General features: G+C 59.4%; 25 protein-coding genes. 15 read left to right on the forward strand and 10 right to left on the reverse strand.

What is annotated here, in order from left to right; translation table 11 throughout:
• Positions 1 to 38: 38 nt before the first annotated feature.
• The 14 genes from BLW66_RS00760 to folD all read left to right on the forward strand — a co-directional run bounded on the left by BLW66_RS00760 (position 39) and on the right by folD (position 13,355).
• Positions 39 to 644, forward strand: a complete 606-nt coding sequence (locus BLW66_RS00760; RefSeq protein WP_089945593.1) for a hypothetical protein — start codon at positions 39 to 41, stop codon at positions 642 to 644.
• Positions 641 to 859, forward strand: a complete 219-nt coding sequence (locus tag BLW66_RS00765; RefSeq protein ID WP_089943521.1) for a DUF6500 family protein — start codon at positions 641 to 643, stop codon at positions 857 to 859. Before BLW66_RS00760 ends, BLW66_RS00765 begins: the two co-directional genes overlap by 4 nt.
• 1 nt (position 860) lies before the next feature.
• Positions 861 to 1,253, forward strand: a complete 393-nt coding sequence (gene ybgC / locus BLW66_RS00770) for a tol-pal system-associated acyl-CoA thioesterase (RefSeq protein WP_089943523.1) — start codon at positions 861 to 863, stop codon at positions 1,251 to 1,253.
• A 110-nt stretch (positions 1,254 to 1,363) separates the two neighbouring features.
• Positions 1,364 to 2,059, forward strand: a complete 696-nt coding sequence (gene tolQ / locus BLW66_RS00775) for a protein TolQ (RefSeq protein ID WP_089943527.1) — start codon at positions 1,364 to 1,366, stop codon at positions 2,057 to 2,059.
• Between the two features lie 3 nt (positions 2,060 to 2,062).
• Positions 2,063 to 2,539, forward strand: a complete 477-nt coding sequence (gene tolR / locus BLW66_RS00780) for a protein TolR (protein ID WP_089943530.1) — start codon at positions 2,063 to 2,065, stop codon at positions 2,537 to 2,539.
• A gap of 12 nt (positions 2,540 to 2,551) precedes the next feature.
• Complete coding sequence (locus tag BLW66_RS00785; RefSeq protein ID WP_170833353.1) at positions 2,552 to 3,715, forward strand: energy transducer TonB; 1,164 nt, start codon at positions 2,552 to 2,554, stop codon at positions 3,713 to 3,715.
• 84 nt (positions 3,716 to 3,799) lie between these two features.
• On the forward strand, positions 3,800 to 5,107 hold the full coding sequence (gene tolB / locus BLW66_RS00790; RefSeq protein WP_089943536.1) for a Tol-Pal system beta propeller repeat protein TolB: 1,308 nt from the start codon (positions 3,800 to 3,802) through the stop codon (positions 5,105 to 5,107).
• Positions 5,108 to 5,189: 82 nt separating this feature from the next.
• The gene (pal, locus tag BLW66_RS00795) at positions 5,190 to 5,711 is read left to right on the forward strand and encodes a peptidoglycan-associated lipoprotein Pal (RefSeq protein ID WP_089943539.1); all 522 of its coding nucleotides are present in this window, start codon (positions 5,190 to 5,192) and stop codon (positions 5,709 to 5,711) included.
• Between the two features lie 12 nt (positions 5,712 to 5,723).
• Positions 5,724 to 6,542 (forward strand): tol-pal system protein YbgF, encoded by an 819-nt coding sequence (ybgF, locus tag BLW66_RS00800; RefSeq protein WP_089943542.1) that lies wholly within the window; start codon positions 5,724 to 5,726, stop codon positions 6,540 to 6,542.
• Entirely contained in the window at positions 6,539 to 7,762 is a 1,224-nt protein-coding gene (gene tilS, locus BLW66_RS00805; RefSeq protein WP_089943545.1) for a tRNA lysidine(34) synthetase TilS, read from the forward strand. The genes ybgF and tilS overlap by 4 nt, the downstream gene beginning before the upstream one ends.
• An 89-nt stretch (positions 7,763 to 7,851) precedes the next feature.
• Entirely contained in the window at positions 7,852 to 9,771 is a 1,920-nt protein-coding gene (ftsH, locus tag BLW66_RS00810) for an ATP-dependent zinc metalloprotease FtsH (protein ID WP_089943549.1), read from the forward strand.
• A gap of 144 nt (positions 9,772 to 9,915) precedes the next feature.
• On the forward strand, positions 9,916 to 10,509 hold the full coding sequence (locus BLW66_RS00815) for an MOSC domain-containing protein (protein WP_089943552.1): 594 nt from the start codon (positions 9,916 to 9,918) through the stop codon (positions 10,507 to 10,509).
• A gap of 176 nt (positions 10,510 to 10,685) precedes the next feature.
• On the forward strand, positions 10,686 to 12,362 hold the full coding sequence (locus BLW66_RS00820) for a formate--tetrahydrofolate ligase (protein WP_089945595.1): 1,677 nt from the start codon (positions 10,686 to 10,688) through the stop codon (positions 12,360 to 12,362).
• A gap of 90 nt (positions 12,363 to 12,452) precedes the next feature.
• The gene (folD, locus tag BLW66_RS00825) at positions 12,453 to 13,355 is read left to right on the forward strand and encodes a bifunctional methylenetetrahydrofolate dehydrogenase/methenyltetrahydrofolate cyclohydrolase FolD (RefSeq protein ID WP_089945597.1); all 903 of its coding nucleotides are present in this window, start codon (positions 12,453 to 12,455) and stop codon (positions 13,353 to 13,355) included.
• 46 nt (positions 13,356 to 13,401) lie between these two features.
• On the opposite strand, the gene BLW66_RS00830 is transcribed toward folD, so the two are convergent.
• On the reverse strand, positions 13,402 to 14,718 hold the full coding sequence (locus BLW66_RS00830; protein ID WP_089943555.1) for an ATPase: 1,317 nt from the start codon (positions 14,716 to 14,718) through the stop codon (positions 13,402 to 13,404).
• Between the two features lie 150 nt (positions 14,719 to 14,868).
• Between BLW66_RS00830 and BLW66_RS00835 the strand changes: the two genes are divergently transcribed.
• Entirely contained in the window at positions 14,869 to 16,488 is a 1,620-nt protein-coding gene (locus BLW66_RS00835; RefSeq protein ID WP_170833354.1) for a hypothetical protein, read from the forward strand.
• On the opposite strand, the gene BLW66_RS00840 is transcribed toward BLW66_RS00835, so the two are convergent.
• The 9 genes from BLW66_RS00840 to BLW66_RS00880 form a co-directional block, all read right to left on the reverse strand.
• Entirely contained in the window at positions 16,485 to 16,964 is a 480-nt protein-coding gene (locus BLW66_RS00840) for an A24 family peptidase (RefSeq protein WP_089943561.1), read from the reverse strand. The genes BLW66_RS00835 and BLW66_RS00840 overlap by 4 nt on opposite strands.
• Before the next feature lie 4 nt (positions 16,965 to 16,968).
• Entirely contained in the window at positions 16,969 to 17,814 is an 846-nt protein-coding gene (locus tag BLW66_RS00845; protein ID WP_089943564.1) for a tetratricopeptide repeat protein, read from the reverse strand.
• A gap of 36 nt (positions 17,815 to 17,850) precedes the next feature.
• Positions 17,851 to 18,417: a tetratricopeptide repeat protein gene (locus tag BLW66_RS00850; RefSeq protein WP_089943566.1), complete on the reverse strand. Its 567-nt coding sequence runs from the start codon at positions 18,415 to 18,417 to the stop codon at positions 17,851 to 17,853.
• A gap of 3 nt (positions 18,418 to 18,420) precedes the next feature.
• The gene (locus BLW66_RS00855; RefSeq protein ID WP_089943569.1) at positions 18,421 to 19,401 is read right to left on the reverse strand and encodes a type II secretion system F family protein; all 981 of its coding nucleotides are present in this window, start codon (positions 19,399 to 19,401) and stop codon (positions 18,421 to 18,423) included.
• Between the two features lie 4 nt (positions 19,402 to 19,405).
• Positions 19,406 to 20,374, reverse strand: coding sequence for a type II secretion system F family protein (locus tag BLW66_RS00860; protein ID WP_089943572.1), 969 nt, complete (start codon positions 20,372 to 20,374; stop codon positions 19,406 to 19,408).
• A 6-nt stretch (positions 20,375 to 20,380) separates the two neighbouring features.
• Positions 20,381 to 21,826 carry a TadA family conjugal transfer-associated ATPase gene (locus BLW66_RS00865; RefSeq protein ID WP_089943576.1) on the reverse strand — a complete coding sequence of 482 codons (1,446 nt, stop codon included), beginning with the start codon at positions 21,824 to 21,826 and terminating at the stop codon, positions 20,381 to 20,383.
• 15 nt (positions 21,827 to 21,841) lie between these two features.
• Complete coding sequence (locus tag BLW66_RS00870) at positions 21,842 to 23,092, reverse strand: CpaE/TadZ family protein (RefSeq protein WP_089943579.1); 1,251 nt, start codon at positions 23,090 to 23,092, stop codon at positions 21,842 to 21,844.
• Positions 23,093 to 23,297: 205 nt separating this feature from the next.
• Positions 23,298 to 23,936, reverse strand: coding sequence for an OmpA family protein (locus BLW66_RS00875; protein ID WP_089943582.1), 639 nt, complete (start codon positions 23,934 to 23,936; stop codon positions 23,298 to 23,300).
• Between the two features lie 6 nt (positions 23,937 to 23,942).
• On the reverse strand, positions 23,943 to 25,370 hold the full coding sequence (locus BLW66_RS00880) for a type II and III secretion system protein family protein (protein WP_089943584.1): 1,428 nt from the start codon (positions 25,368 to 25,370) through the stop codon (positions 23,943 to 23,945).
• Positions 25,371 to 25,458 lie beyond the last annotated feature (88 nt).

Raw genomic sequence — 25,458 nt, forward strand, 5'->3', positions numbered from 1 at the left:
CCGTGGTTTTCGAAGTAACGGCGCAAAGCGTAGAGCAGATGTTCACCCGTGCAGATGGCACCTATAAGTTCGCCCGCTGGGGCCGCCCCATAGCACCCGTGGTGTTCGGGGTGGAGGACAGCGCGGTCTCGGTCTTTAAGGACGCGATAGAGGCGGTGTGCCGGTTGGCCAAACACGAGATGGCGGAGACTGATCCAGAACTCGGCGCGAACTTCATGGTGTTCTTCGTGTGTGACTGGCAGGAGTTGGCGGATACCCCCAATCTGGACCGGATGATCCCAGAGCTCGCACCTTTGGTGGACCGGCTGAAATCTGCGGACGCCAATCAATACCGGCTGTTCCGGTTTGACGACGACGGCGGGATCAAGGCTTGTTTCTTGTTCTTGCGCATGGACGCTGCGATGTCGGAGCTGCCTGCGGACACGCTGTGTCTGGGGCAGGCGGTGCAATCCGTTCTGCTGTGGTCGGAAGCGGCGTTCGCCAGTACCTCCCCCTTGGCGCTGACTGGTGACAACGTGGCGATTTTGAAGCCGGACGTGGCGAATGTGATCCGCGCGGCCTACGATCCGGTCATGCCCGTCGCGGCGGAAGACACATCGCACGCGTTGCGCATGGCGGCGCGTGTCGGGATGTTGGTGGCGTGAGGGCAGAGCTGCGCCGCAAAGCCGTTGCCATCTGCACGGACAAGATCGCCAAGAAGGGCGCGGGCGTCGGCCTGTCGTTTTACGCGTTCTTCGCCAATAGGAACGATACGCCCGAGTTGCTGATGGAAGCGGCGCGCTGGTGGATCGAGACGCACCGGCTTGACCACTTCGAGAAAGCCGTCAAAATTCGCGCCATGATTGAGGCAGGGGACTGACATGCCACACAGGTTTTCCGTGCGCGTCTACTACGAGGACACCGACCTTGCGGGCATCGTTTACTACGCCAACTACCTGAAGTTCATCGAGCGGGCCCGCAGCGAGTGGGTGCGCGAGATCGGCGTGGATCAGGTGGCGCTTAAGGCGGAGCATGGCATCGTCTTTGCGGTGCGCCGCGTGGAGGCGGATTACCTTGCGTCGGCCAAGTTCGACGACATGCTGGATGTGGTGACAGAGGTTCAAGTCATCTCGGCGGCGCGGATCACGCTCACGCAAGATGTCACCCGTGGCGACGCGGTGCTGTTCAAATCGCTGATTACCCTTGTTTGCATCGGCGCGGACGGGCGTCCGCAGCGGCTTCCGGCGGATATTCGCCAGTTGATGCAACGGTAACAGGAATTTTTATACCCATCTGACGTGGAATATAGCAATGCGGTGGCGTTGCGGCTATCTTGTAGCCAATCAAGCCGCACAAAGCGGTAAAAACAAGGCGAGCAGGTTTTATGGAAGCTGAGGCAATCGGCCTAGCCAGCGACGTTGACTTTTCAGTCACGGCGCTTTTTTGGCGGGCAACATTCGTAGTTAAATTGGTCATGTTGATGCTGATCGGGGCGTCGTTCTGGAGCTGGGCCATCATCGTGCAGAAGTTTATCAACTTCCGCAAAGCCCGTGCCTCTGCCGCCGAGTTTGACCGCGCCTTTTGGTCGGGTGAACCGCTGGATGAGCTGTTCGACAAAGTGGGCAGCGACCCGCAGGGCGCATCGCAACGTATCTTCGCCGCAGGCATGTCGGAGTGGCAGCGCTCCCATAAGGACGATGGCCAGCTGATCGCGGGGGCGACCGCGCGGATTGACCGCTCCATGGATGTGGCGATCGCGAAGGTTGAAGAGAACCTGAACAACGGTTTGACGTTCCTTGCCACCGTCGGCTCCACCGCGCCGTTTATCGGGCTGTTCGGGACCGTGTGGGGCATCAAGAACGCGTTTGAGGAAATCGCCATCGCGCAAAACACCAACCTTGCGGTTGTGGCGCCTGGCATCGCGGAGGCGCTTGTCGCCACGGCCTTGGGGCTGGTGGCCGCGATCCCAGCGGTTATTTTCTACAACAAACTGTCGACAGACGCGGACCGCATCATGTCGGGCTACGAGGCGTTTGCCGACGAATTCACCACCATCCTGTCGCGCCAGCTGGATTCCTGAGCGATGGCGGGCGGTGTCATTCAAGGCGCGTCTTCGGGCGGTCGTCGGGGCAAGCGGCGCAAGGGCGGCGCAAAGCCCATGTCAGAAATCAACGTCACACCGTTCGTTGACGTGATGCTGGTGCTGTTGATCATCTTCATGGTCGCGGCCCCATTGCTGACGGTGGGCGTTCCGGTGGAACTGCCGAAGACGGCAGCCTCCGCGTTGCCGACAGAGCAAGAAGAGCCGTTGACCATCACCATTGAGGCCAGCGGGCAACTGTCTATCCAGAACACAGAGATTGAAGACGACGCGCTGATTGGCCGTTTACGTGCCATTGCCGCAGAGCGCGACAACGACAAGGTGTTCCTGCGTGCCGACGGCGCGATCCCTTATGAGCGCGTCGTTCAAGTGATGGGCGCGTTGAACAAGGGCGGATTTTCCAACATCGGTTTGGTGACGGACACCGGCGGCCCATCGCTTGATGGGCAGGATGGGTAGCGCCTTATGCGCATGTCTCCAAATACGGGCACCTATGTTTCCGGCGCAGGCCACGCGGCCTTTATCCTCTACCTGATTTTAGGGGGCTTTTTCGTGTCGCGTGACACCGATCTGGATGTGGAGGTCAGCAATGTCTCCATCATTTCGGGCGAAGAGTTTGAAGCTATGCAAGCGCAATCCCCCGGTGAGGGGGAGTTGCCGCCAGCGCCTGAAACACCCGTAGAGGTGGATCAACCCGCGCCAGCGGTAGAGCCGGCTGCACCAAGCACGCCGCCACCTGAACCTGCGCCCGCCCCGCCCGCGCCGGACGTCGCGCCGGAAGAACCTGTTGTGCCGGAGTCGCCAGCCCCTGTGCAGGAGGCGGTGGAAGCCCCAGTCCAACCCGAACAGGCCGAAGCGCCTGAAGTGGACGGCGATCCGGGCGCTACTTTGATCGACCCTGACGCGCGGCCCGTGCCGCGCCCTGCGGAGCGGATCGCCGACGAAGTCGTCGAGGAGCCGGACCCAGAGGTTGCAATCGCTGACGAGGATCAGGCCGCAAGCGCCCCCGCGCCGGAGCCGACACCCGTGGAAGAGGCACAGGAAGAAACCGCACGCGAGGAATCCACGACGGAGATCGTGACCGAAGCGGATGAACCCGCGACCCACGCACCGACGTTGTCCACGCGACCGGGCCGCAAGCCCACGCCGCCTGCGCGCCCTGCGCCGCAAGTGGCTGAAGCCCCCGCAGCGACGGAGTCTGAGCCCACGACATCCGCGCCGAGCCTTGCGGACAGCATCGCCGACGCCGTGGCCGAAGCGAACAGCGAGACGGCGCAGCCCAACAACGCCAACCCCGGTGGCGGCACGTCATCGCCCATCACGAGCCAAGAAAAGGGCGCGTTCATTCTGGGCATCCAGAAGTGTTGGAATGTGGGGGCGTTGGGCACCGATGCGCTGGCCGTTTCGGTGGTGGTCGGCTTCCAGATGGAGCAGGACGCCAAGCCGATTATCGGCTCGATCAAGCTGATCTCGTCCAAAGGCGGCAGCGGCGTTGCGGTGGATAAGGCCTATGAGGCAGCGCGCCGCGCGATCATCCGTTGCGGGGCAAGTGGCTATAACCTTCCCCTCGACAAATATGACCAATGGCGTGAAGTGGAAGTCAGCTTCAACGCGACGAACAAAGAAATAAGATGACCTTAATGGCGCAAATACGCCGAAGTACGGCTGGGCGGGGCGTGAATGCCTTGCAAAACGCCGCCTTCGTGAAAGGATAAGACCATGTTCAAGATGATCCTCACCTGTCTGGCTGTTGTCATGACGCTGTCCGCTGCGAAGGCGGAGCCTTTGCGCATTGAGCTGGACAGCCCGAATATCGAGCCGCTGCCCTTCGCCGCCCCCGCCTTCATCGCGGAGACCGCGGGCGCAGAGCAATACGCGCGCGATCTGGCGTCGGTGGTGGCTGCTGACTTGCAAGGCTCCGGCCTGTTTCGTGCGATCAGCCAAGACGCCTACATCAGCCAGATCACCAGTTTTGAGAGCCCCGTCCAATATGCGGACTGGAAAGCGATCAACGCGCAGGCCTTGGTCACGGGGGCTGTCAGCACAACCAATGACGGCCAGATTGTCGTGAAATTCCGCCTGTTTGACGTTTTCTCTGAGGACCAAATGGGCGAGGGGCTGCAATTTGTGGGCTCCACCAACGGCTGGCGTCGGATGGCGCATAAGGTGGCGGACGCGGTTTATACGCGGATCACTGGCGAGGGCGGCTATTTCGACAGCCGCGTTGTTTATGTGGCAGAGACCGGCCCGAAGAACGCCCGCCTAAAACGCTTGGGCGTGATGGATTACGACGGGGCCAACCAGCAGTTCCTGACGGATGCGCAGGCAATTGTGCTGGCTCCGCGTTTCTCGCCCAACGGCGACCGCGTGATCTACACGTCGTACGAGAGCGGCTTCCCGAAGATTTACGTGCTGGATGTGGCCTCTGTCGGGCGGCGCGTGTTGCAAGACCAGCCGGGCACGATGAGTTTTGCCCCGCGCTTTGCTCCGAACGGGCAGGACGTTGTGTTCTCCCTCACCACTGGGTCGAACACGGATATTTACCGCCTCAATCTGGACAGCGGGCAGCGCACGCAGCTGACCTCCAGCCCCGCAATCGAAACTGCGCCCAGCTATTCGCCTGATGGCACGAAGATCGTGTTTGAAAGCGACCGCTCCGGCACGCAGCAGCTTTATGTGATGGACGCCAACGGCGGCGAGGCCACGCGCATTTCTTTCGGGCAGGGCCGCTATGGCACGCCTGTTTGGTCGCCGCGCGGGGATCTGGTGGCTTTCACCAAACAAAACCGCGGACGGTTCCACATTGGCGTGATGCGCACGGACGGATCGGGGGAGCGGTTGCTGACGGCGTCCTTCCTTGACGAGGGCCCGACATGGGCACCGAACGGTCGCGTTATCATGTTCACCCGCGAGACCGCCGGATCGGCCGGATCGTCCACGCTGTATTCGGTCGACATTTCGGGGCGTAACCTGAAGGCCGTGCAAGCGAATGCGTCGGACCCAAGCTGGTCGCCACTGCTGAAGTAAACCACACGATTCCCATTGCGCCCTAAACATGCTAACTTCGGCGCAATCGAGCCAACATATATGACCCATAAGGATCACACCGATGAAGACGCTTACCAAGGTTGCCCTGTTGACCACCACGCTGGCGCTGGCCGCCTGCGCCAAAAGCCCGTTTGACCGTAGCGGCGACACTGCCGGTGGCGCAGGCGCTGGCGGGTTTGACAACGGCGGCATTTCCACCTCCGCCTTGGACCCGAACAGCCCCGCTTACTTTAGCCAGACCATCGGCGACACGGTGCTTTTCAACGTGGACCAGTCCACGATCAACGACACCGCGCGTAGCACGCTGGCGCAGCAAGCCAACTGGCTGACCACGAACCCAAGCTACACCGCCATCATCGAAGGCCACGCCGACGAGCAGGGCACCCGTGAATACAACCTTGCCCTTGGCGCGCGCCGCGCCGCCGCCGCCCGCGACTATCTTGTGGCGAACGGCGTTGCCGACAGCCGCCTGCGTACGGTGACCTTCGGCAAGGAGCGTCCGCTGGAGGCCTGTTCAACAGAAGCCTGTTATGCGAAGAACCGTCGTGCGGTGACGGTGATCTCCGCTGGTGTTGGCAGCTGATAGGCTAAGATTATGCGCAAGGTACTAATGTGTTTGAGTTTCGCTTTGAGCGTGGGGCCGCTGGCCGCACAGGACTCGAGCCTTGCGGATATTCGCGCCGAGCTGGGGCAGCTGAATGCGTCGATCGTGCAGCTGCGCGCCGAATTGGCGGGCGGCAACACCGGTGGTTTGACCATCACCGGTGACACCCTGCAACGCATCGACATTATCGAGGCGTCCTTGGCCAAGCTCACGTCCAAGACGGAAAGCCTTGAGAACCGCATTAACCGTGTGGTGACAGACGGCACCAACCGCGTGGGCGATCTGGAATTTCGCCTGTGTGAGCTGGAAGAGGGCTGCGACCTAGGCTCTGTCGGTCAAACGCCCACTTTGGGCGGGGATGCGGGGGCGGCACCGGCTGCGCCCGTCGCGCCTGCGTCCACACCGGACACGGGTGGGGCCGAACTTGCAATGTCCGAGAGACAAGACTTTGAGCGGGCGCAGGAGGCGCTCGCAGCCGGTGACTTTCAAGGCGCCGCTGAAAAGTTTGCGACCTTTAATGAATCCTACCCGGGCGGCCCGCTAGCCGCCGACGCGTATTTCTACCGTGGGCAAGCCTTGGCGCAGTCCGGCGACTGGAACAACGCGGCACGTGCCTATCTGGAAAGCTTCTCCGGCTCCCCCGACGCGCCGCGCGCGCCAGAGGCGTTGTTCCGTTTGGGGCTGTCCCTATACGAATTGGGCCAAGCGGAGGAAGCCTGCCTGATGCTGCAAGAAGTCGGCGTGCGCTACCCTGGCTCTGATCAGGTGCTTCCGGCGAATTCTTCCATGCGCAACCTCGGCTGCCAGTGATCGCGCCGACGCTTCGTGACGATTTTCTAAGCAGTATCGCACCGGACGGGGTGCTTGGCGTCGCCGTGTCCGGCGGCGGTGATAGCATGGGGCTGCTGCATCTGTTGCTGCGCGCGGGCGTTTCGCTGGCGGCGGCGACGGTGAACCACAACCAGCGCGAAGAAGCCGCCGCAGAGGCTGATGCTGTCGCTGCGTTTTGTGCAGGTCACGGCGTGCCGCATGAGGTGTTGCAGTGGCGCTGGGACGGGCAGGGCAACTTCCAAGATCAGGCGCGGCGTGGGCGCTACGGCTTGCTCGCGCAATGGGCTGTGCGGGCGGGCGTGGACGCTGTGGCGCTTGGGCACACGGGCGACGACAACATAGAGACGTTCCTGATGGGGCTATCACGGGGGGCTGGATTAGACGGGCTGTCAGGGATGCGGCCCGAGTTCATCTATGACGGCGTCCGCTTTTGTCGCCCGCTACTAGATACGCGCCGCAGCGATTTGCGCGATATGTTGCGGGAGGCGGGGGTATCGTGGAGCGATGACCCAAGCAACGACGACCCGAGTTACCACCGCATTCAGGTGCGCCAAAACATGGATGCGTTGGCGGCGGCGGGCATCTTGCCAGAGCAGGTTTTGGCATCTTTAGGAAACCTGCAAGCCACCCGCCGCGATGTGAACGCGGACCTTGCCCGCGCGGTGCAAGGCCGGTTCAAGATAGACCGTGGCGATCTGTGTTTTGATGCGGAATGGGTCGGGGATATCTCGCCTGAGTCGCAACGCAGGCTGTTGAATTGCGCCTTGCAGTTCGTTGCGGGGCGGGAGTACCCGCCGCGCGGTAGCAAGCTGGGGCGGGTTTTGGCGGATTTGCGCCAGAAATCACAGCTTCACGGCTGCGTCATATACGCCAATGACGGCCTGCTACGTGTGGGACGTGAATACGGTGTAATTGCTGACCTTCGCGCCCCCTCCAAGGGTCTTTGGGATGGTCGCTGGCGGGCGGACGGCCCCCATAGTGACACCACCGAAATGCGCGCGTTGGGTGAAGCAGGCTTGGCTCAATGGGGCGGTGACTGGCGGGACATAGGGTTGCCGCGCCACGCGGTTTTGGCGCTTGCGTCCGTGTGGGATGGCGACGCGCTTTGTGCCGCGCCACTGCACGGATTGTCGGACGATTGGCATCTGGAGCTGAAACAGAGTGACGATGCGTACATAGAGTTTGTTTTATCGCATTGAACCTGCGCCACTTATCCCTATTTTAACACCAAGGGCTGTAAGCGACGTAAGTGTCTGCGTCGAAGCCGAGCTGATTTAGGAGATTTCCCTTGGGCAACGCGAGAAACATCGCTTTCTGGGTCGTATTGTTTTTACTGATCCTCGCTCTTTTCAACTTGTTCAACGGCGGTCAAACCGCAGCTGACTCCCGCACGATCCCTTACTCCGATTTTATCGAGCGGGTTGAGGCGGGCGACGTGAGCAAAGTTACGTTGGACGGCGAAAACATCATCATCCAATCCGGCAGTGAGCGGTACACCACGATCAAGCCAACCGGCGTTGATGTGACCCCCGTGTTGCTGGAAAACAAAGTGGCGGTTGAGGCCAAGAGCCAAGAGCAAAACGGTATTCTCGCCTATGTTGGCACGTTGCTGCCATTCCTTGTCATCATCGGTATCTGGATTTTCTTCATGAACCGGATGCAAGGCGGCGGCAAAGGCGGGGCGATGGGCTTCGGTAAATCCAAGGCTAAGTTGCTGACCGAAAAGCAAGGCCGCGTCACATTCGACGACGTCGCCGGCATCGACGAGGCGAAAGACGATCTGGAAGAGATCGTAGAGTTCCTGCGCAACCCGCAAAAATTCAGCCGTTTGGGCGGTAAGATCCCTAAAGGCGCATTGCTGGTGGGCCCTCCGGGCACTGGTAAAACGCTGCTGGCGCGTGCTGTTGCTGGTGAAGCTGGCGTGCCGTTCTTCACCATTTCCGGTTCCGATTTTGTGGAAATGTTCGTTGGTGTTGGTGCCTCGCGCGTTCGTGATATGTTTGAACAGGCGAAGAAAAACGCGCCTTGCATCGTGTTCATTGACGAGATCGACGCTGTTGGCCGCTCCCGCGGGGCGGGTTACGGCGGCGGCAACGATGAGCGTGAGCAAACGTTGAACCAACTGCTGGTTGAGATGGACGGCTTCGAGGCCAACGAAGGCATCATCATCGTCGCCGCGACCAACCGGCCGGATGTTCTGGACCCCGCGCTGCTCCGCCCGGGCCGTTTTGACCGCCAAGTTCAAGTGCCGAACCCCGACATTAAGGGCCGTGAGAAAATCCTGCGCGTGCATGCGCGTAAGGTGCCACTGGGGCCGGATGTCGATCTGCGCATCATCGCCCGTGGCTCCCCCGGTTTTTCGGGGGCCGATCTGGCGAACCTTGTGAACGAATCCGCGCTTATGGCAGCCCGCGTCGGCCGTCGCTTTGTGACAATGGAAGATTTCGAGAGCGCAAAAGACAAGGTCATGATGGGGGCGGAGCGTCGTTCCATGGTGATGACCGAGGACGAAAAAGCGCTGACAGCATACCACGAGGCTGGTCACGCGATTGTGGGCCTGAACGTGCCGCAGCATGACCCGATCCACAAGGCGACGATTATTCCACGTGGCCGTGCCCTTGGTCTGGTGATGAGCCTGCCGGAACGTGACCAACTGTCTGTGTCGCGCACCAAATACACCTCCAAAATCGCTATGGCGATGGGTGGTAAGGTTGCGGAGGAGCTGAAATTCGGCCCCGAAAACGTGACCTCCGGCGCGACGTCCGACATCCAACAGGTGTCGAAAATTGCACGGGCTATGGTGACGCAGTTTGGCTTCTCCGAGGAGTTGGGTCACGTTGACTACGCCAACGAGCAGCAATCGCATTTGGGATCTTACAGTGGTGGCACCAGCCATTCGCAAGAGACCCAGAAGATCATCGACCAGAAGGTCAAAGAGCTGATCGACGAGGGCTACCAGACGGCGAAACGCATCCTGACCGAGAAAAACGAGGAGTGGGAACGGCTGGCGCAGGGCCTGCTGGAGTACGAGACGCTGACTGGTTCAGAGATCAACAAAGTGATTTCGGGGCAACCGCTGAACCGTGGTGACGACGAGGAAGACGACACGCCCGATAGCGGCACAACCTCCGTGGCCGCGATCCCGAAGACGCGCAAAACCAAGACGCCGAAATCTGATGGCGGGATGGAGCCTAAGCCGTCGTCCTAAGGCTGAGCGTATCGCGCAAAGATTAAAACGCCCCGCCATTTGGTGGGGCGTTTTCATTTGTAGCAGAGCGTTGTTTTGCGTGACTGGACGTCCCGTGCGTCGATGGCGCATGCTCTGCGGATCACCAACCCGAAGGACCACCTGATGCCGGCATTGATCAAAACAAAACACGTTGGAAAAATTGTTTGGCTGGGGGTGGTGTCCGATCGGGCAGCGGCGCTGCGCTCCGCCGCAGTGACAGAACTTGCGGCCACATTTGACGGGCTGGAGGGGGAGGACCACGGCGGGGCCATGCGGCCCTCTTGCAGTCGTGTGCGTACGCAGTACCCGAAGGGCACCGTGATCAGGAACACCCGCCAGATTTGCGTGGTCTCGGCGGAGGAGATGGCCGCCGTTGCCGCCGAGATGGGCGTCGAGGTGTTCAACCCCGAATGGTGCGGCGCGAACATTGTCGTTGAAGGGCTGCCCGATTTCACCCACCTGCCGCCGTCCTCGCGGTTGCAGATGTCGGATGGAACCACTTTGACTGTCGACATGGAAAACCAGCCTTGCCACCTGCCAGCGCCCGTTATCGACGAAGACGCACCGGGCCACGGGCGGGCATTTAAACAGGCGGCGAAAGGGCGACGGGGCGTCACCGCATGGGTGGAGCGCGAGGGCACCCTGCGCGTGGGGGACAGCGTGACGCTGCATATTCCGGCGCAGCGGGCATGGCGCGGTGAAGGTCCGACTGTCTAGGCAGAGGCCCCCTATTCGCAACGCCTGTTTCCCATCTGAAACCCTGAAGGCGGGTGAGGCCGATTCCGGCCCCATAAATGTCGGAAATGCGGGATGCGACGCGCGGTGACCCCGATATAGGCGAAGGGACACAATCGCGCCGCCCGCGTATTTGCGACGGCCAAGGGGAGACAACCATGAGTTTCAAGACCGATATCGAGATTGCCCGCGAGGCCTCCAAACGCCCGATCCAAGAAATTGGAGCCAAGCTGGGCATCCCAACAGAGGACCTGCTGCCATTTGGCCACGACAAGGCAAAGGTATCGGCAGACTTCATCGCGGCGCAGCGCGGCAAGAAGGATGGCAAACTGATCCTCGTGACGGCGATCAACCCGACGCCAGCCGGTGAAGGCAAGACGACCACGACAGTGGGGCTGGGCGATGGCCTGAACGCGATCGGCAAGAACGCGGCGATCTGTATTCGCGAGGCGTCGCTTGGCCCGTGTTTCGGGATGAAGGGCGGGGCCGCTGGCGGTGGCTACGCGCAAGTCGTGCCGATGGAAGAAATGAACCTGCACTTCACGGGCGACTTCCACGCGATCACATCGGCGCACAACCTGCTGTCGGCGATGATCGACAACCATATTTACTGGGGTAACGAGCTGGAAATCGACGAGCGCCGCGTCGTCTGGAAGCGCGTGCTTGATATGAACGACCGCGCGTTGCGCGACTGTGTGACGTCGCTGGGCGGCGTGGCCAACGGCTTCCCGCGTCAAACCGGTTTCGACATCACTGTGGCGTCCGAGGTTATGGCAATCTTGTGCCTCGCGCTGGATCTGGATGACCTGCAAAAGCGTCTGGGTGACATCATTGTGGCGTACCGCCGCGACCGCTCCCCTATCTATTGCCGTGATATCAAAGCCGACGGCGCGATGACCGTGCTGTTGCAGCAGGCTATGCAGCCGAACCTTGTGCAAACGCTGGAGAACAACCCTGCGTTCGTTCACGGCGGCCCGTTCGCCAACATCGCGCATGGCTGTAACTCCGTCGTGGCAACCACGACCGCTCTGAAGCTGGCGGATTACGTGGTCACGGAAGCGGGCTTCGGGGCCGACCTTGGCGCCGAGAAGTTCATGAACATCAAGTGCCGCAAAGCCGGATTGGCACCAGACTGCGTGGTGCTGGTGGCGACTGTGCGCGCCATGAAAATGAATGGCGGCGTGGCGAAGGCAGATCTGGGCGACGAAAACGTTGACGCTGTTAAAGCAGGCTGCGCGAACCTTGGCCGCCATATCGAGAACGTCAAATCCTTCGGCGTGCCGGTTGTCGTGGGCATCAACCACTTCTCCGGCGACTCCGATGCGGAGGTTGCGGCGGTAGTTGACTATGTTGAAGGTCAGGGATCGGAAGCGATTTTGTGCAAACACTGGGCGCATGGGTCCGAAGGGATCAAGGAACTGGCAACCCGCGTGGCGGAAATCGCGGACAGCGGCGCATCGCAATTTGCCCCGCTTTATGCCGACGACTTGAGCCTGATGGAGAAGATCGAAACCATCGCCAAGCGCATCTACCGTGCTGACGAAGTGCTGGCGGACAAGAAAATCCGCGATCAGCTTCGCCAGTGGGAAGAGGCTGGCTACGGCAACCTGCCGGTGTGTATGGCAAAGACGCAATACTCGTTCTCGACCGACCCGAACCTGCGCGGCGCGCCGGTCGGGCACTCCTTGCCGGTGCGCGAAGTGCGCTTGTCTGCGGGGGCCGGTTTTGTGGTCGTCGTCTGCGGCGAGATCATGACTATGCCGGGCCTACCACGGGTGCCATCCGCCGAAGCGATCATGCTGAACGACGCGGGCGAAATCGAAGGCCTGTTCTAGGGCGACAGTTTGGGCGCGGCGGTGGTGAAAGCCGCCGCGCCCGTGCTATGGGCGGACAAGAAAATTTTCAATAACGATGGAGAAGACGGCATGAGCGCACAAGTTATCGACGGGAAAGCGTTTGCAGCCAAGGTGCGCGCGCAGGTCGCGACCGAAGTGGGTAAACTGGCGACGGAGCATGATCTGGTGCCGGGCTTGGCCGTTGTTCTGGTGGGCGAAGACCCAGCCAGCCAAGTGTATGTGCGCTCCAAGGGGAAAATGACCGTTGAGGTAGGGATGAAGTCGGTGGAGCATCGTCTGGACGATGACACCACCGAAGCGGCGCTGCTGGATGTGATCAAATCCCTGAACGAAGACCCGACTATTCACGGCATTCTGGTGCAACTCCCGTTGCCCAAGCATCTGAACGAAGACTTGGTGATCGGCTCTATCGACCCCGCCAAGGACGTGGACGGGTTCCATATCTCCAACGTGGGGCTGCTGGGGACGGGGCAAAAGTCCATGGTGCCCTGCACGCCTTTGGGATGCTTGATGATGCTGCGGGATCATCACGGGTCGCTGTCGGGCATGGATGCCGTTGTCATCGGGCGTTCCAACATCGTGGGCAAGCCGATGGCGCAGCTTTTGCTAGGCGATAGCTGCACCGTGACCATCGCGCACTCGCGCACCAAGGATTTGCCGGATGTTGTTCGCCGCGCGGATATTGTTGTGGCAGCCGTTGGCCGCCCCGAGATGGTGCCGGGCGACTGGATCAAGCCGGGGGCGACGGTGATTGACGTGGGCATTAACCGTTTGGACGCGCCAGAAAAAGGCGAGGGCAAGACCCGCCTTGTGGGCGACGTGCATTACGAAAGTGCGGCTGCGGTTGCGGGCGCGATCACACCCGTTCCGGGCGGTGTTGGCCCGATGACGATTGCCTGCCTGTTGGCCAACACGCTGACAGCGTGCTGCCGCGCAAATGGCCTGCCGGAGCCGGAAGGGCTGACCGCCTAACTTGCCACAATTTTGCCTTACAGGGCGGCCATGCGCTGCCCTGTAATTAGTGCTTAATCTCTTCGTCGATCACATACATGTTGGCCCATGCGCGGTCGATCAGTTCGGGCGTCATCTGGTTCGGGATGCCCTCATACTCGCAAACGGCGATCATCTGGTCGATCAGGAAGTTCGCGTGATAGTTGGCGTAGACGTTGTCGATGCCGGGGTAACGGACTTTTAGCAGGTGGATGAGGGCGTCCTCGTTCAGAGGCATTTTCTTCTTCTTGGCGACCATAGCGAAGACCTTCAGAAATTCTTCCTGCGTGGGGCCGTCAATCTTGATCTTGAAGAAAATCCGGCGCAAAGCCGCGCCATCAAACATTTCATTCGGGTGGAAGTTGGTCGAGAAAATCACGAGCGTGTCGAAGGGCACTTCGAACTTTTCACCAGATTGCAGGGCCAAGATGTCGTACTCCGCCTCCATAGGAACAATCCATCGGTTGATCAGCGCCTGTGGGGGCTCTTCCTGCCGCCCAAGGTCATCCACGATAAAGACGCCGCCGGTCGCTTTTAGCTGAAGCGAGGCTTGGTAGGTGCGCGATGTGGCGTTGTAGTTCAGGTCGAGCATGCTGAGCATCAACTCACCACCAGTCATAACGGTGGGGCGCTCGCACATCAGATAGCGCTTGTCATAGCGGTTGTCCGTGCGGCGCAAAGAGGAGCCGACTTCGGTCGCCTCCGGCGCGATAGGGGTGTGCACAATCGGATCAAAGAGCGTCACAACTTGTCCAGCATATTCAATGCATTGCGGGATGTAAATCATATCCCCTAAGGCATCGCGGATACCGTTGGAGATGGCGGATTTACCGTTTCCGGGAGGGCCATAGAGCAGGATGGAGCGGCCCGAACTAACGGCGGGGCCCAGATCATCGAGCAGGTTATCGGGCAGAATGAGGTGCCCCATGTTCGACAAAAGCTTCTCGCGGGTGATCTGGATGTTGCGGACCGACTGGCGCTTCACCTGCTCTTTATACATGCTGAGCGGGACGGGCAGGGCGCCGTAGTATTCCGATTGCGACAGCGCGTCCAAGGCGCGCGATTTGCCGGCATCGGACAGCTGGAACGCCATCTCAGAGCCGGAACCTGCGTGCAGGGTGCCTTGCGCCTCGATCAGTTTTTGCTCGCGTGCGATTTCGACCAGTTGCTGGGTCAACCCAAGGGACAGGCAGATGGCTTCGGACATGTCGGAAACATGTTCCAAGTTTTTGCGGAAAATTGTTTTCAACAAAATATCGCGCATCATAACGATGCTAAGACCGGTGTCTTTCAACGACTTTGGGGAGGCCGGTGCCTGAACGCCCGTGGTTGTCTGTATATTCATGTGCTCTGCCCTGTGTGCCGAGTTTCCGGCATCCTTTCGCCTAGTTTACCAATTTCAAGCTGTCCAAACAACAAAAACGATCCTGCTTCTAAAACCGGTTGCGCTGCGGTAGCTTTGCCCAAAATCAACGCCGCCATTTTAGAGCGGGACATGGGGACGATGCATATGGACAACGGTTTGGATAAGTCCGGAGCAAGGCTTTTTCTTGTTTATTTATTAGGATTGGTCGCGCTGATGGGGGGCATGGCCCTCGCGAAGGGCGGGCTTTATGTGGACCGGCACGAGGGCGACACGCTCCATCTCACCGAGATCGTGATGCGCATGGCCCAAGGGCAATGGCCGCATGTGGATTTCGTGACGCCTTTGGGCGTGCTTGGATTCCTGCCAATTGTTGCCTTCGTATGGCTTGGCTTCGGTATTGGCGCTGCGATTGTTTGGGCGCAGATTGCCGTGGCGCTGCTTTTGGTGCCGATGGTGTTCTGGGTGGGGCGCAGTCGCCTCAGCCGCGGCATGGCCTACGGCGTGGGCGCTTTGGTCATGATCATGACGCTGGCGATGGTCCACGGGGAGGCCGTGCCGTCACTGTCGATGTCCATGCATTACAACCGTTGGGCGTGGGCCTTTGCCTTCGTTGCGATCCTGATCGCGACGCTGGAGCCGAAGCATGCCAGCAATGCTTGGCTGGACGGGATCATCATGGGCGTGGCGTTCAGCTTCCTTGCGATGGGAAAAATCACATATGGCGTGGCCTTCGTGCCGGGTGTCGCGGCGGCCTTGGCGATGCGCGGGCAGTGGAAAGCTATGGCGGTGGCAACGGGCGTTGTAGCGCTATTCGCGGTTGCGTTAACTCTGATTGGGGGCGTGGCCATGTGGCCCGCATATATCGCCGACCTTGCATTGGTGGCGAGTACCGACATTCGCCCCCGCGCGGGCGTTGACTTGGGCACCTTGCTGCTGGCACCGCACTACATTTTGGGCACGGCCGTGCTGTTCTTGTCGGTTGTAGTCCTGCGGCGCGGGCTGAACCCGCCTTTCGGGTTGGTGGTGATGTTGCTTGGTGTCGGGATGATCTATGTGACGTTCCAGAATTTTGGTAACGATCCGAAATGGCTGGCGCTGCTTGCGGTGATGATGCTGGCGGTGGCGCGGACGCCGCAGGTGATCGCCTTGGCCGTTGTGGCCTGCGCGTTGATTGGGCCGTCGTTTTACAACATGGCCATCAGCCCGGCGCATCACTTCGTCGCAAAGGCAGAAGCATATGGCCCCTTGTTTGAAAGTGGGCCGCTGGCCGAAACTCACGGAGACATTTACACCAAGAAAGAGCGTGCCAATAACATTCTGGAGCGCCACCCTGCGGTGTTTGAGAGCGAAGAGTTTGCCTACCTGAATGATCTGGCAGACCGCAGGTCGGAGCCGGAATTCCAAGGCGAGGTGCTACCGTCATGTCGCCAGGAATTGGGCATGGTTGGTGTGTCTTACGCGATTGCACGTGATCTGGATAAGGCAGGTTTGTCGGACGGAAAATCGGTGTTCGTCGCGGATACGTTCGGCGGGTTCTGGATGTTCGGCGGCTTGGAGCCAACGGTTGGCGCGGCCCCGTGGTACTACGGGAAGTTGACGGGATACGACAACGCCGACTACCTGCTGGTGCCCACCTGTCCAACCACGCCGAGCGCGCGCAGGTCTATCTTGGCTGAGGTTGAGGCGCGCGGCGACGTCTTGGAAGAGCTGCGCCGCACGGAGCTGTATATCCTGTACGCGCGGCCTTAGAAAAAGGCGACGCGAACGAGGTAAAACACCAAAGTTAGGGACAGCGGCAGCCCCATCGGGAAGTCGCGCATGCGCTCCCAGCTCTCCCAGTTGGGCGCAAGCTTGCGCGCGCCGCTAACGCGGGCCACGCGGTGTAAAATGAAGGCCAGAATGGTCGTCACAGAGAAGATCGCCAGAACCGTCGTGATGCCGGACAAGGCCACGAAGGGGGCCATAGCGGCGGCGAACTTTGCGTCGCCCGCGCCGATGAGGCCGGTGATTGTCATCAAGAAGCCAATCACGAGAATGACCGCGAAATGCGCATAGCGCCACGCGTAGACATCGAACGGCAGGGTTACTGCACCAACTGCTGCGAAGACCACGAGCAGGGCTATAACGGCCTTGTTAGGGATCTTCATGCGGGCGAGGTCGCTCCATGCGACCCACAGACAAATGAGGGTCGCAAGGGGCAGGGCCCATAACGCAAAAGTCGTCATGATCTTAGCTTTCGAGTGTGCGCAAGGAGCGGATAGCTGCCTCAAAGTGCTGCGGATGGGTCTCGATGGCTTCGTCCAGCAATGCTTTGCCGGTTTCGATGTCACCTTGCTTGATCGCGGTCAGGCCCATTGTGTGTAGCAATTGCGCGCGCTCCACCTGTGTGACCTGTATGATCGGCAGCGTGTAGTTCTTACGCGCGCCACGGGCCAGCACCATGTTGTTCTTGGCAGTGAACAGCGAAGGGTCGTAGGTGATTGCTTCGCCGAACAGGCGTTCCGCCTCGTCATAGTCACCGCGCGACAGTTTGGAGAAACCCCAGTTGTTCAGCACAGTGCCAGGCGTGGTGGTCAGGCCAACGGCGGTTTCATAGAAACTGTCGGCTTTCTTCCATTCCTTGTTGGTGTCGGCGATGATCGCCTCCAAGCGGTAACGCTCGAAGGTCTCATAGGTCGGTGGAACTGCATCCAGCGCCTTTTCCGCCTTTTTCCATTCGCCTTGGCGCACGAGCGCGTTGGCGTAGAACACGCGGTCGTCGTTGGTGGCATCGGGATGTTTGACGATTTTGGACCAGATCACACCGGCCTCTGTCGCGCGTTTGGCGCGGAGCAACGACTGGCCGAGGCCGCGTTGCATGTCCAAACGGTCAGGCTCTTCCGTCACAGCCTTCTGGAAGTAGACCACGGCTTCGTTGGGGTCCGCGACGGTCAGCATGATGTTGTTGAGATTGCTCTCGTCAATAACATTGACGTTTTTGAGTGTCTTGCTGTACTCGCCCTTACCATCTTTATCACAAGCGGCAAGTGCTACGACGCTGATAAGACACAGCATTCCTGTCTTTATGTGGCGCATTTGGCGTCCTCTACTCTGCTCTCAATGGCCTTGTGATCAGGGCGCCTGTAGCAACAGGTAGCGGCCGTTCCCGCGTCTCACCAAGTCAAAGGCTCTTTCGTCTTTTTCTGAAGTATAGGCAGGGTTTTCGATTTTAGCGAGCGCGCGGCGCAGGTTTTCCCTGATTTCGTCAGATTTGCCACTATCGAGCGCAAAGGCGGTTTTGAACACGCGGCTGGCTTCGCCGACGCGACCGGTGTCCATGAGGACAACGCCGAGATTATTCCACGCAGGAACAAAGGTTTGGTCGGTTTTTATGGCGCGGCGTAACAGCTGTTCGGATTGCCCAAGACGCCCAAGGCGAAGGTTGACCGAGCCGAGCGCACTCAGCACATCAACGGTGGTTCCTTGCTCCCCTGCGGCGCGCAGATAGGCCTTTAGGGCGAGTTCAAACTGTCCGGCGGCCATAAGGCGGTGCCCCACGGCGAGACCATCGACGGACTGCAGGCGGGTGACGTCACCGGTTGGCGGAAACGGGCTGTCGCCCTGCGCAAGGGTGGCGGTCTTCTCCTCGCAGCCTGCGAGGATCAGTCCAACTGCTACTGCGCCCACCCATTTATGCATTCGTTACCCACCGCCGTTTAGGTTCTTATATATATCGTAGATCGACGGGCCGATCAAAATAATCAACAATGGCGGCAAACAGAACATCATAGTTCCGAGCGTGAGCTTGGTCGGCAACACGTTTGCCTTCTCTTCCGCCCGCATCACGCGTTTATCGCGCATTTCTGCCGCGTAGACGCGCAACGCGTCTGCGATGGATGTACCGAAGCTGGTGGACTGGATCAGCACGGTCACGAAGCTGGACACGTCCGGCACGCCAGCGCGTTCGGCCATGTCACGTAGCACGGTGATCCGGTCCTTACCGGCCTTCATCTCGTTCGCCACCATCTGGAATTCATCTGCAAGGGCAGGGTAGCCCGCGCGGATTTCGGCGGCCACGCGGATGATCGATTGGTCCAACGCCTGTCCGGCTTCGACGCAAACAAGCATCAGGTCGAGGCTGTCGGGGAAGCCGGATTCAATTTCTTCCTGACGTTCCTGACGACGGCGCTCAATCCAGTACTTCGGCAGGTAATAGCCCGCGCCGCCCGGAACGATGATGGCAATGATCAGGTCGCGGGTGGACATGTCGTCGCCACCAAGGATCAACACGTAAAGCAGGCCGAGCGTCAGAAAGAGCACACCAAGCGCGAACTGTGCAAAGTGGAAGGTACGCACCGCGGTCTTTTGTTTGTAGCCCGCTTGAAGCAGCTTGAGCTTCATACCCTGCAGCTCTTCCACGTCTTGCGGCTCTAGGAAGTTGGCGAATTTGTCCAGCTTGTCGGTGCCGTTGGCCGCGCGCAGCGAAGAGTTGTCACCCTTGGAACGGGCGGACGCACGCTTTGCTTCCTCGCGGATACGGTCCAGCGGGTCTTTCTTCTTTTGGAGCATCGTCGGCAGGGTAACTAGGACCATGATGAAGCCCAGCATCCCAACCGCGATCAGGGGGCCGAGTTCGCCGAGGTTTTCCACCAAGATGGCATTGATTGTCTCTACAAATTGCATCTCATTACACCTTGATGTTGACCATGATGCGCATGAAAACCATGTTCACCACAAGGAAGACGCCCACCACGATACATGCGGGAATGAAAAATTCGGTCTCTTTCACTTCTGCGTAATAGTTCGGCTCCATGATGTTGATGCCGACCAGCGCAAGCAGCGGGAACATCGACAGGAACATGCCGGACCATTTGGCCTCCGCCGTGATCGCCTTTACGCGGCGGAACAGCTTGAAGCGGGCGCGGATAACTTGTGACAAGCCGTGCAGGATTTCAGCAAGGTTACCGCCTGAGGTTTGCTGAATGGTCACGGCCACCGCGAGGAAGCGAAGATCCTGCATGTCCATGCGTTCGGCCAAATGTTTCAGGCTTTCGGACACGTCGCGGCCGTAAGCGGATTCGTCCGCAATGACGCCGAATTCGGTGCCCAGCGGGTCCGCGACTTCCTTGGCGACGATGTTGATCGCGGAGGCAAACGGGTGGCCTACACGCAGGGAGCGCACCATCAGCTCAATCGCGTCGGGCAGTTGCTCCTCCATCAAGGCGAGGCGCTTTTTGCACTTGTTGTTCACCCAGACATAAACCGCGCCGATCCCCATCGCGAGGGCGATGATGCCGCGCACAGGGGCGGTGGCCTCGGTCATCTGGCTTAGAACCGCGAAAATGACGCCCGCCAGAACGAACATCATGCCAATCAGAGCCGTCGGTGTGAAAGCGATGTTGGCGCGCAGGGCCTTGTCCGCCAGCATAGAATAGAGCGGGATGCTGCCCGAATTCATATGCTGGTTCATCTCTTTGCGGAGTTGTTCCAGAACCTTTTCGCGCGAGCCACCTTTCTGGATCATGTCCAGGCGACGGTTCACCTTGCTGTTCAGGCTGATCGATTTGCCGAAGACAACGAGGTAAATGCCCTCGATCAACATCAGGACGGCGACAAAGATTATGCCGTACAGAATTGGCTCGAAACTGATTTCCATAACTGGTTACTCCGCTGCGACTGGTTCGTAGATCGACGCAGGTAGGTCGTAGCCCCACTGCTTGAACCGGTCGGAATAATGCGAGCGCACGCCTGTTGGGGTGAACTGGCCAATGATCTTCCCGTCGGGCTGCAGGCCCAGACGCTGGTAGCGGAAGACCTCTTGCATGGAGATAACGTCACCTTCCATGCCGGTAATCTCGGTGATGGACACCATGCGGCGCGAGCCGTCTTGCAGGCGCGATGCCTGCACGATGAGGTTCACAGCCGACGAAATTTGCGCGCGCACGGCTTTGATGGGCATCTCGATACCCGCCATCGCGATCATGTTTTCCAAGCGCGACACGCCGTCACGTGCGGAGTTGGCGTGGATCGTAGTCATCGACCCGTCGTGGCCCGTGTTCATGGCTTGCAACATGTCGATAACTTCTTCACCACGTGTTTCCCCCACGATGATGCGGTCGGGGCGCATCCGAAGGGCGTTTTTCAGGCAGTCGCGTTGGGATACGGCGCCTTTGCCTTCCACGTTTGCGGGGCGGCTTTCCATGCGGCCCACGTGGACCTGCTGGAGTTGAAGTTCCGCCGTATCCTCGATCGTCAGGATGCGTTCGGAGTTATCAATGAAGGAGGACAGCGCGTTCAGTGTTGTCGTTTTACCGGAACCTGTACCGCCGGATACGATGACGTTCAGGCGGCAGGCAACTGCGGCTTGCAGATACGCGGCCATTTCCTCGGAGAAGGCGCCGAATTTGACCAGATCGTCAATCGCCAGCTTCTCTTTTTTGAATTTACGAATGGACACCAATGAGCCGTCCACCGCGATCGGCGGGACCATGGCGTTGAAGCGGGAGCCGTCTTTCAAGCGCGCATCGACGTAAGGGTTGGATTCGTCGACGCGGCGACCCACGGCGGACACGATCTTGTCGATGATCCGCAGCAGGTGCTTTTCATCCTTGAAGCGCGTGTTGGTCAGCGACAGCTTCCCGTCGCGCTCCACAAACACGCGGTTCGGGCCGTTGACCAGAATATCGTTGACGGTGTCGTCCTTCAAAAGCGGCTCGAGCGGGCCAAGGCCCGTGACTTCGTCGAAGAGTTCCGAATGGAGGGTCTGGCGTTCATCCTTGGTGAGAATGACCGACATTTCCTCAAGACCCTCGGCGCAGATGGCGACGATCTCGGACTTCAGGTCCGCTTCCGGCGCGTTTTCAAGCGCTGCAAGGTTCAGGTTGTCGAGCAAGCGGTGGTGCAACTCGGAGCGGACGTGCTCCAACCGTTGGCGACGCTTGAGGTCTTTATCTTGCGCAATCACATCTGCCGGCGCGATTGGCGCTTTCGCGTCCGCCCTGCGCATCGACTTTGCGGCCACTGCTTTCGGGGCCGGAGCCGCGACAGCGGCAACCTCTTTCGAGGGTGTCTTGGGGGTAGCATCTGATTTTTTGTAACGCGAGAACATGATGATAAACCTTCGTTATCCCGTGGCTTCCGCCTGATTTGCTTCGTGCAGAGATTGCGCGAGTTTTGCGATCTCCTTGCGCAATGGGTTTTTGGCTGCGGTGTCGACCAATGGCAGACCGTGATCGCAGCTCTGGGAGACTTGCTTGCCGCCGTCTGGCATGTGCAATTCGATGGAAATATCGAGGCTTTCGGCCATCCGTTTGGAGCGGCTTTTGCCCGACAGATCCGTGAACTTTGGTGCACGGTTCAAGACGTAGCGAATTTTCTCGTAAGGAAGCCCTTCGGATTTCAGCGCGCGGATCATGCGCAGCGTGTTCTGCGCGGAGCGCAGATCAAGCTCCATCATGCCGAAGTAGACGTCCGACATGCCAAGAACGGTTTCCGTCCATTGAACCAAGGTCGAAGGCATGTCGACGATGACGTAGTCAAAGTTGCGGCGTGCGGTGTTGATCAGCTTTTCGATGTCATCGGGGCTGACCATGTCCAGTGGGATCATGTCGGCTGGTGCCGTCAAAACCTGAAGCTTGTCGTTGAAGGTTACGAGCGTGGAGCGGAAGGCGTCGTCGTCCATGCTTTCGATATCGGACAACATTTCCAGCACAGCGTCGCGGCGCGGCAAATCCAGATAGGTGGAGGCGGAACCGAACTGGAAGTCCAGGTCCAGCAAGCACACGCTGACATCGGCTTTCTTATCGACAGTGGCCAGCTCCCACGCAAGGTTCACCGCGAAGGTAGAGCCGCCACATCCGCCTGCAAGCCCGTGAACCGGAAGCACGACACCATCGTTGGTGCCGACTTTGCCGGTCGCTACCGGCGGCAGCTCTGCTGCGACTGGGGCAACTTCTGCGATTTCGGCCTGCTCTTCGATGCGCGCGATGGAGTCGTGCAGCGCGCCCTCTGGGAGGGGGTAGGGGAGGAAGTCGTTCGCGCCCAACTTCAAGAGCTGGTGCAAGGCGATGGGAGAGACGTCTTCGGCGATCAAGATGACCTTGATATCCATATCTTTGGCGCGGCCGATTATTTCGCCAACTAGGGTCAGGTTGTCTTCGTCGGAGCTGTCTACGGCGACGGCGATGAACGAAAGATCCGAGGCGTCGGGCTGGGACAAGTATGCGTTGGCATCCTCGAAGCTAAGGTCGCCCCACGCCTCACCCAGTTCAGTTTCCATGTCCTCAATCAGAAGATCGAAGTTTTGCACGTCGCGGGCGACGGTACAGGCGGAAATCGGCGCCGGTTCAGTTTGTAAAGCTACATTGCTCGTCATGCCTAGAATCCCATTTGGCCAAAACACGGCCGGGTTCGTGTCAGCAAGGGCGCCCTAAGTAGGGTGGCGCCCCTGCCAACTGTTTGCGGTATTAAAACCAACAAGCCGTTTTATGCCGGATTGTGGCTTATCTCATGACAAGGAATGCTTAGGAAAAGGGGCGACAATGGGGCGAAATTACCGAAAAACTGAGGTATTATTTCCGTTATTGAACTATTCGTTCCCGTGCGAGAGTTTCGTCGCTCTTTGCGGTCTGAACGTACTCGCGCTGCACAAGAATAGCATATTTGCCGTTCAGAAGCGTCGCTTTGCGTCCGTTTGAGAAACCACTAACTTCGGTCACTGTGCGCCGGTTGCGGCGTTCAGGGGCCTCGGTCGGAATGACCGGACGGGTCTCGCCAAAGGAGGCCACAGCCTCAAGCCGCGCGCGGCTGATGCCTTGGCTGGTCAGGAACCGCACGGCCGCTTGTGCGCGGCGCAAGCCCAAGGCTTTGTTCGCTGCATTCGAGCCGACCAAGTCGGTGTGACCATAGACGCGGAATTTAACTTCTGGGAACTGACGGATCCAATCCGCCTGCTCCATTAGGGCAGCCCGTGCGTTCGCATCCAGTTTGGAGGAGTTGAACTCGAAGTTGACCTCGGTGTTCACGTCGGCTGCAAAGCGGCGGCCCAGTGTTTCAGCAACGGAGATCGTGCCGTTGGAGATCAGCGTGTTGGTCATGGTCGGGTTGCCGAAGCCACCTTCGTCGACACTGGCGCCGATTTCATTGTCGAAACCGGTACAGGCTGTCATGCCAACCGACAGTACGGCGATCAGAGCGATCGTAGAGGAAGATTTAAGCATCTGATATTACTCCAAAACATAGCCATATGAGCCGGAGAAGTCCTGACGTGCCACTTCACCAGTCGGGGTGCGGCGTGCGCGAACTTCACGAGCAATCTTACCGTTCAAGAAGAACTCACGTTCGGTAGGAGGGCGGATGCGGTCGGTTGAAAGAACAAGGCTGTTGCCATGCGTTGGCGTCACAAGGTGCGCGGTCACGATGATGACCAGCTCCGATTGGCGACGCTCGTAGTTGGCAGAGCGGAAAAGCGCGCCCAGCACTGGAATGTCGCCCAGCCAAGGAACTTGGCCAGCCAGATCGGTGAAGTCATCCTTCAACAAGCCCGCAATTGCGAAGCTTTCGCCGTCGCGCAACTGCACAACCGTGGAGGATGCGCGTTTAGAGAAGGCGTTGACCGAGAAGCTGTCGTTTACCACGACGACCGACGGGTCAATGCCCGACACCGCGGTGTCCAGCTTGAGGTTGATGATGTCCTCGTCGAGCACTGTCGGGGTAAAGCTAAGCTCCACACCGAACGGTTTATAGCTGATGCTGACAGAACCGTCTTCAGAGATAGGCACCGGATATTCGCCGCCCGCAAGGAACGTCGCTTCTTGGCCGGAGAGGGCGGTCAAGTTGGGTTCCGCCAACGTGCGCACAAGGCCTTTGGTCTCTAGGGCTTCCAAAACGACCATGGCGCGAAGGCTGCCACTGCCGAAGCCGAAGGAGAAGACGCCGTTCCGCTCGCGGGTTGAGGTCGCGGTACCTGCGCTGCCGTCAGCCGGAAATGCCGTGGTAGGGTTGCTACCGGCTTGGAGCGTGTTTGTGAAACCATTCGCGCCGAAGGTGCCGCCGGCTGTCTGGAAGCCTAGGCTGGCGGACAGGTCTTTGGAGACCGAGCGCGTCATCTCAGCGAAACGGACCTTCAGCATAACTTGCTGTGTTCCGCCAACGCTCATCAGGTTGGATACCGCATCTGGCGCGTAACGCTCCGCCAGATCAAGGGCGCGGTCGAGTTTGGAGATGCTGGACACAGTCCCGGACAGCACGAGGCCGTCGTTCGCTGTGCGCACTTCGATGTTCTCACCTGGAAGGATTTCGCGGAGGCGCTCTTTGAACTCGGAAAGATCCGGCGACACGCGCACGGATACGTTTGTGATCAGGCGACCGTCTGCACCCAGAAGGGTTAGCGTGGTGCGCCCGGGGGCCTTGCCCAACACATAGATCGTGCGGTCCGACAATGTTGCAATGTCGGCGATGGCAGGGTTGGCCACGGAGAGTTCAGCAAATGGCACGTCGCTTTCGACGACCACGGCGCTGTTGATTGAAACGTTAAGTTTGCGGGCCGTCGACTGATTGGTGATCTTCAGGTTCTGCGCGAACCCAGCCTCTGGTACAAACGTCGTTAACGCTAGGCCGAACAGGCCTGCGCAGAAAAACTGCTTTAATATCATTGTGATCTGCCTCTCTGATCACTTGGGGGGAACGGGTCTTATGCCCATTTTCACGAGAACCATGCGCGAATTCGAAATTTATTGCAAG

Source organism: Litoreibacter albidus (genome assembly GCF_900107015.1).
Taxonomy (GTDB): domain Bacteria; phylum Pseudomonadota; class Alphaproteobacteria; order Rhodobacterales; family Rhodobacteraceae; genus Litoreibacter; species Litoreibacter albidus.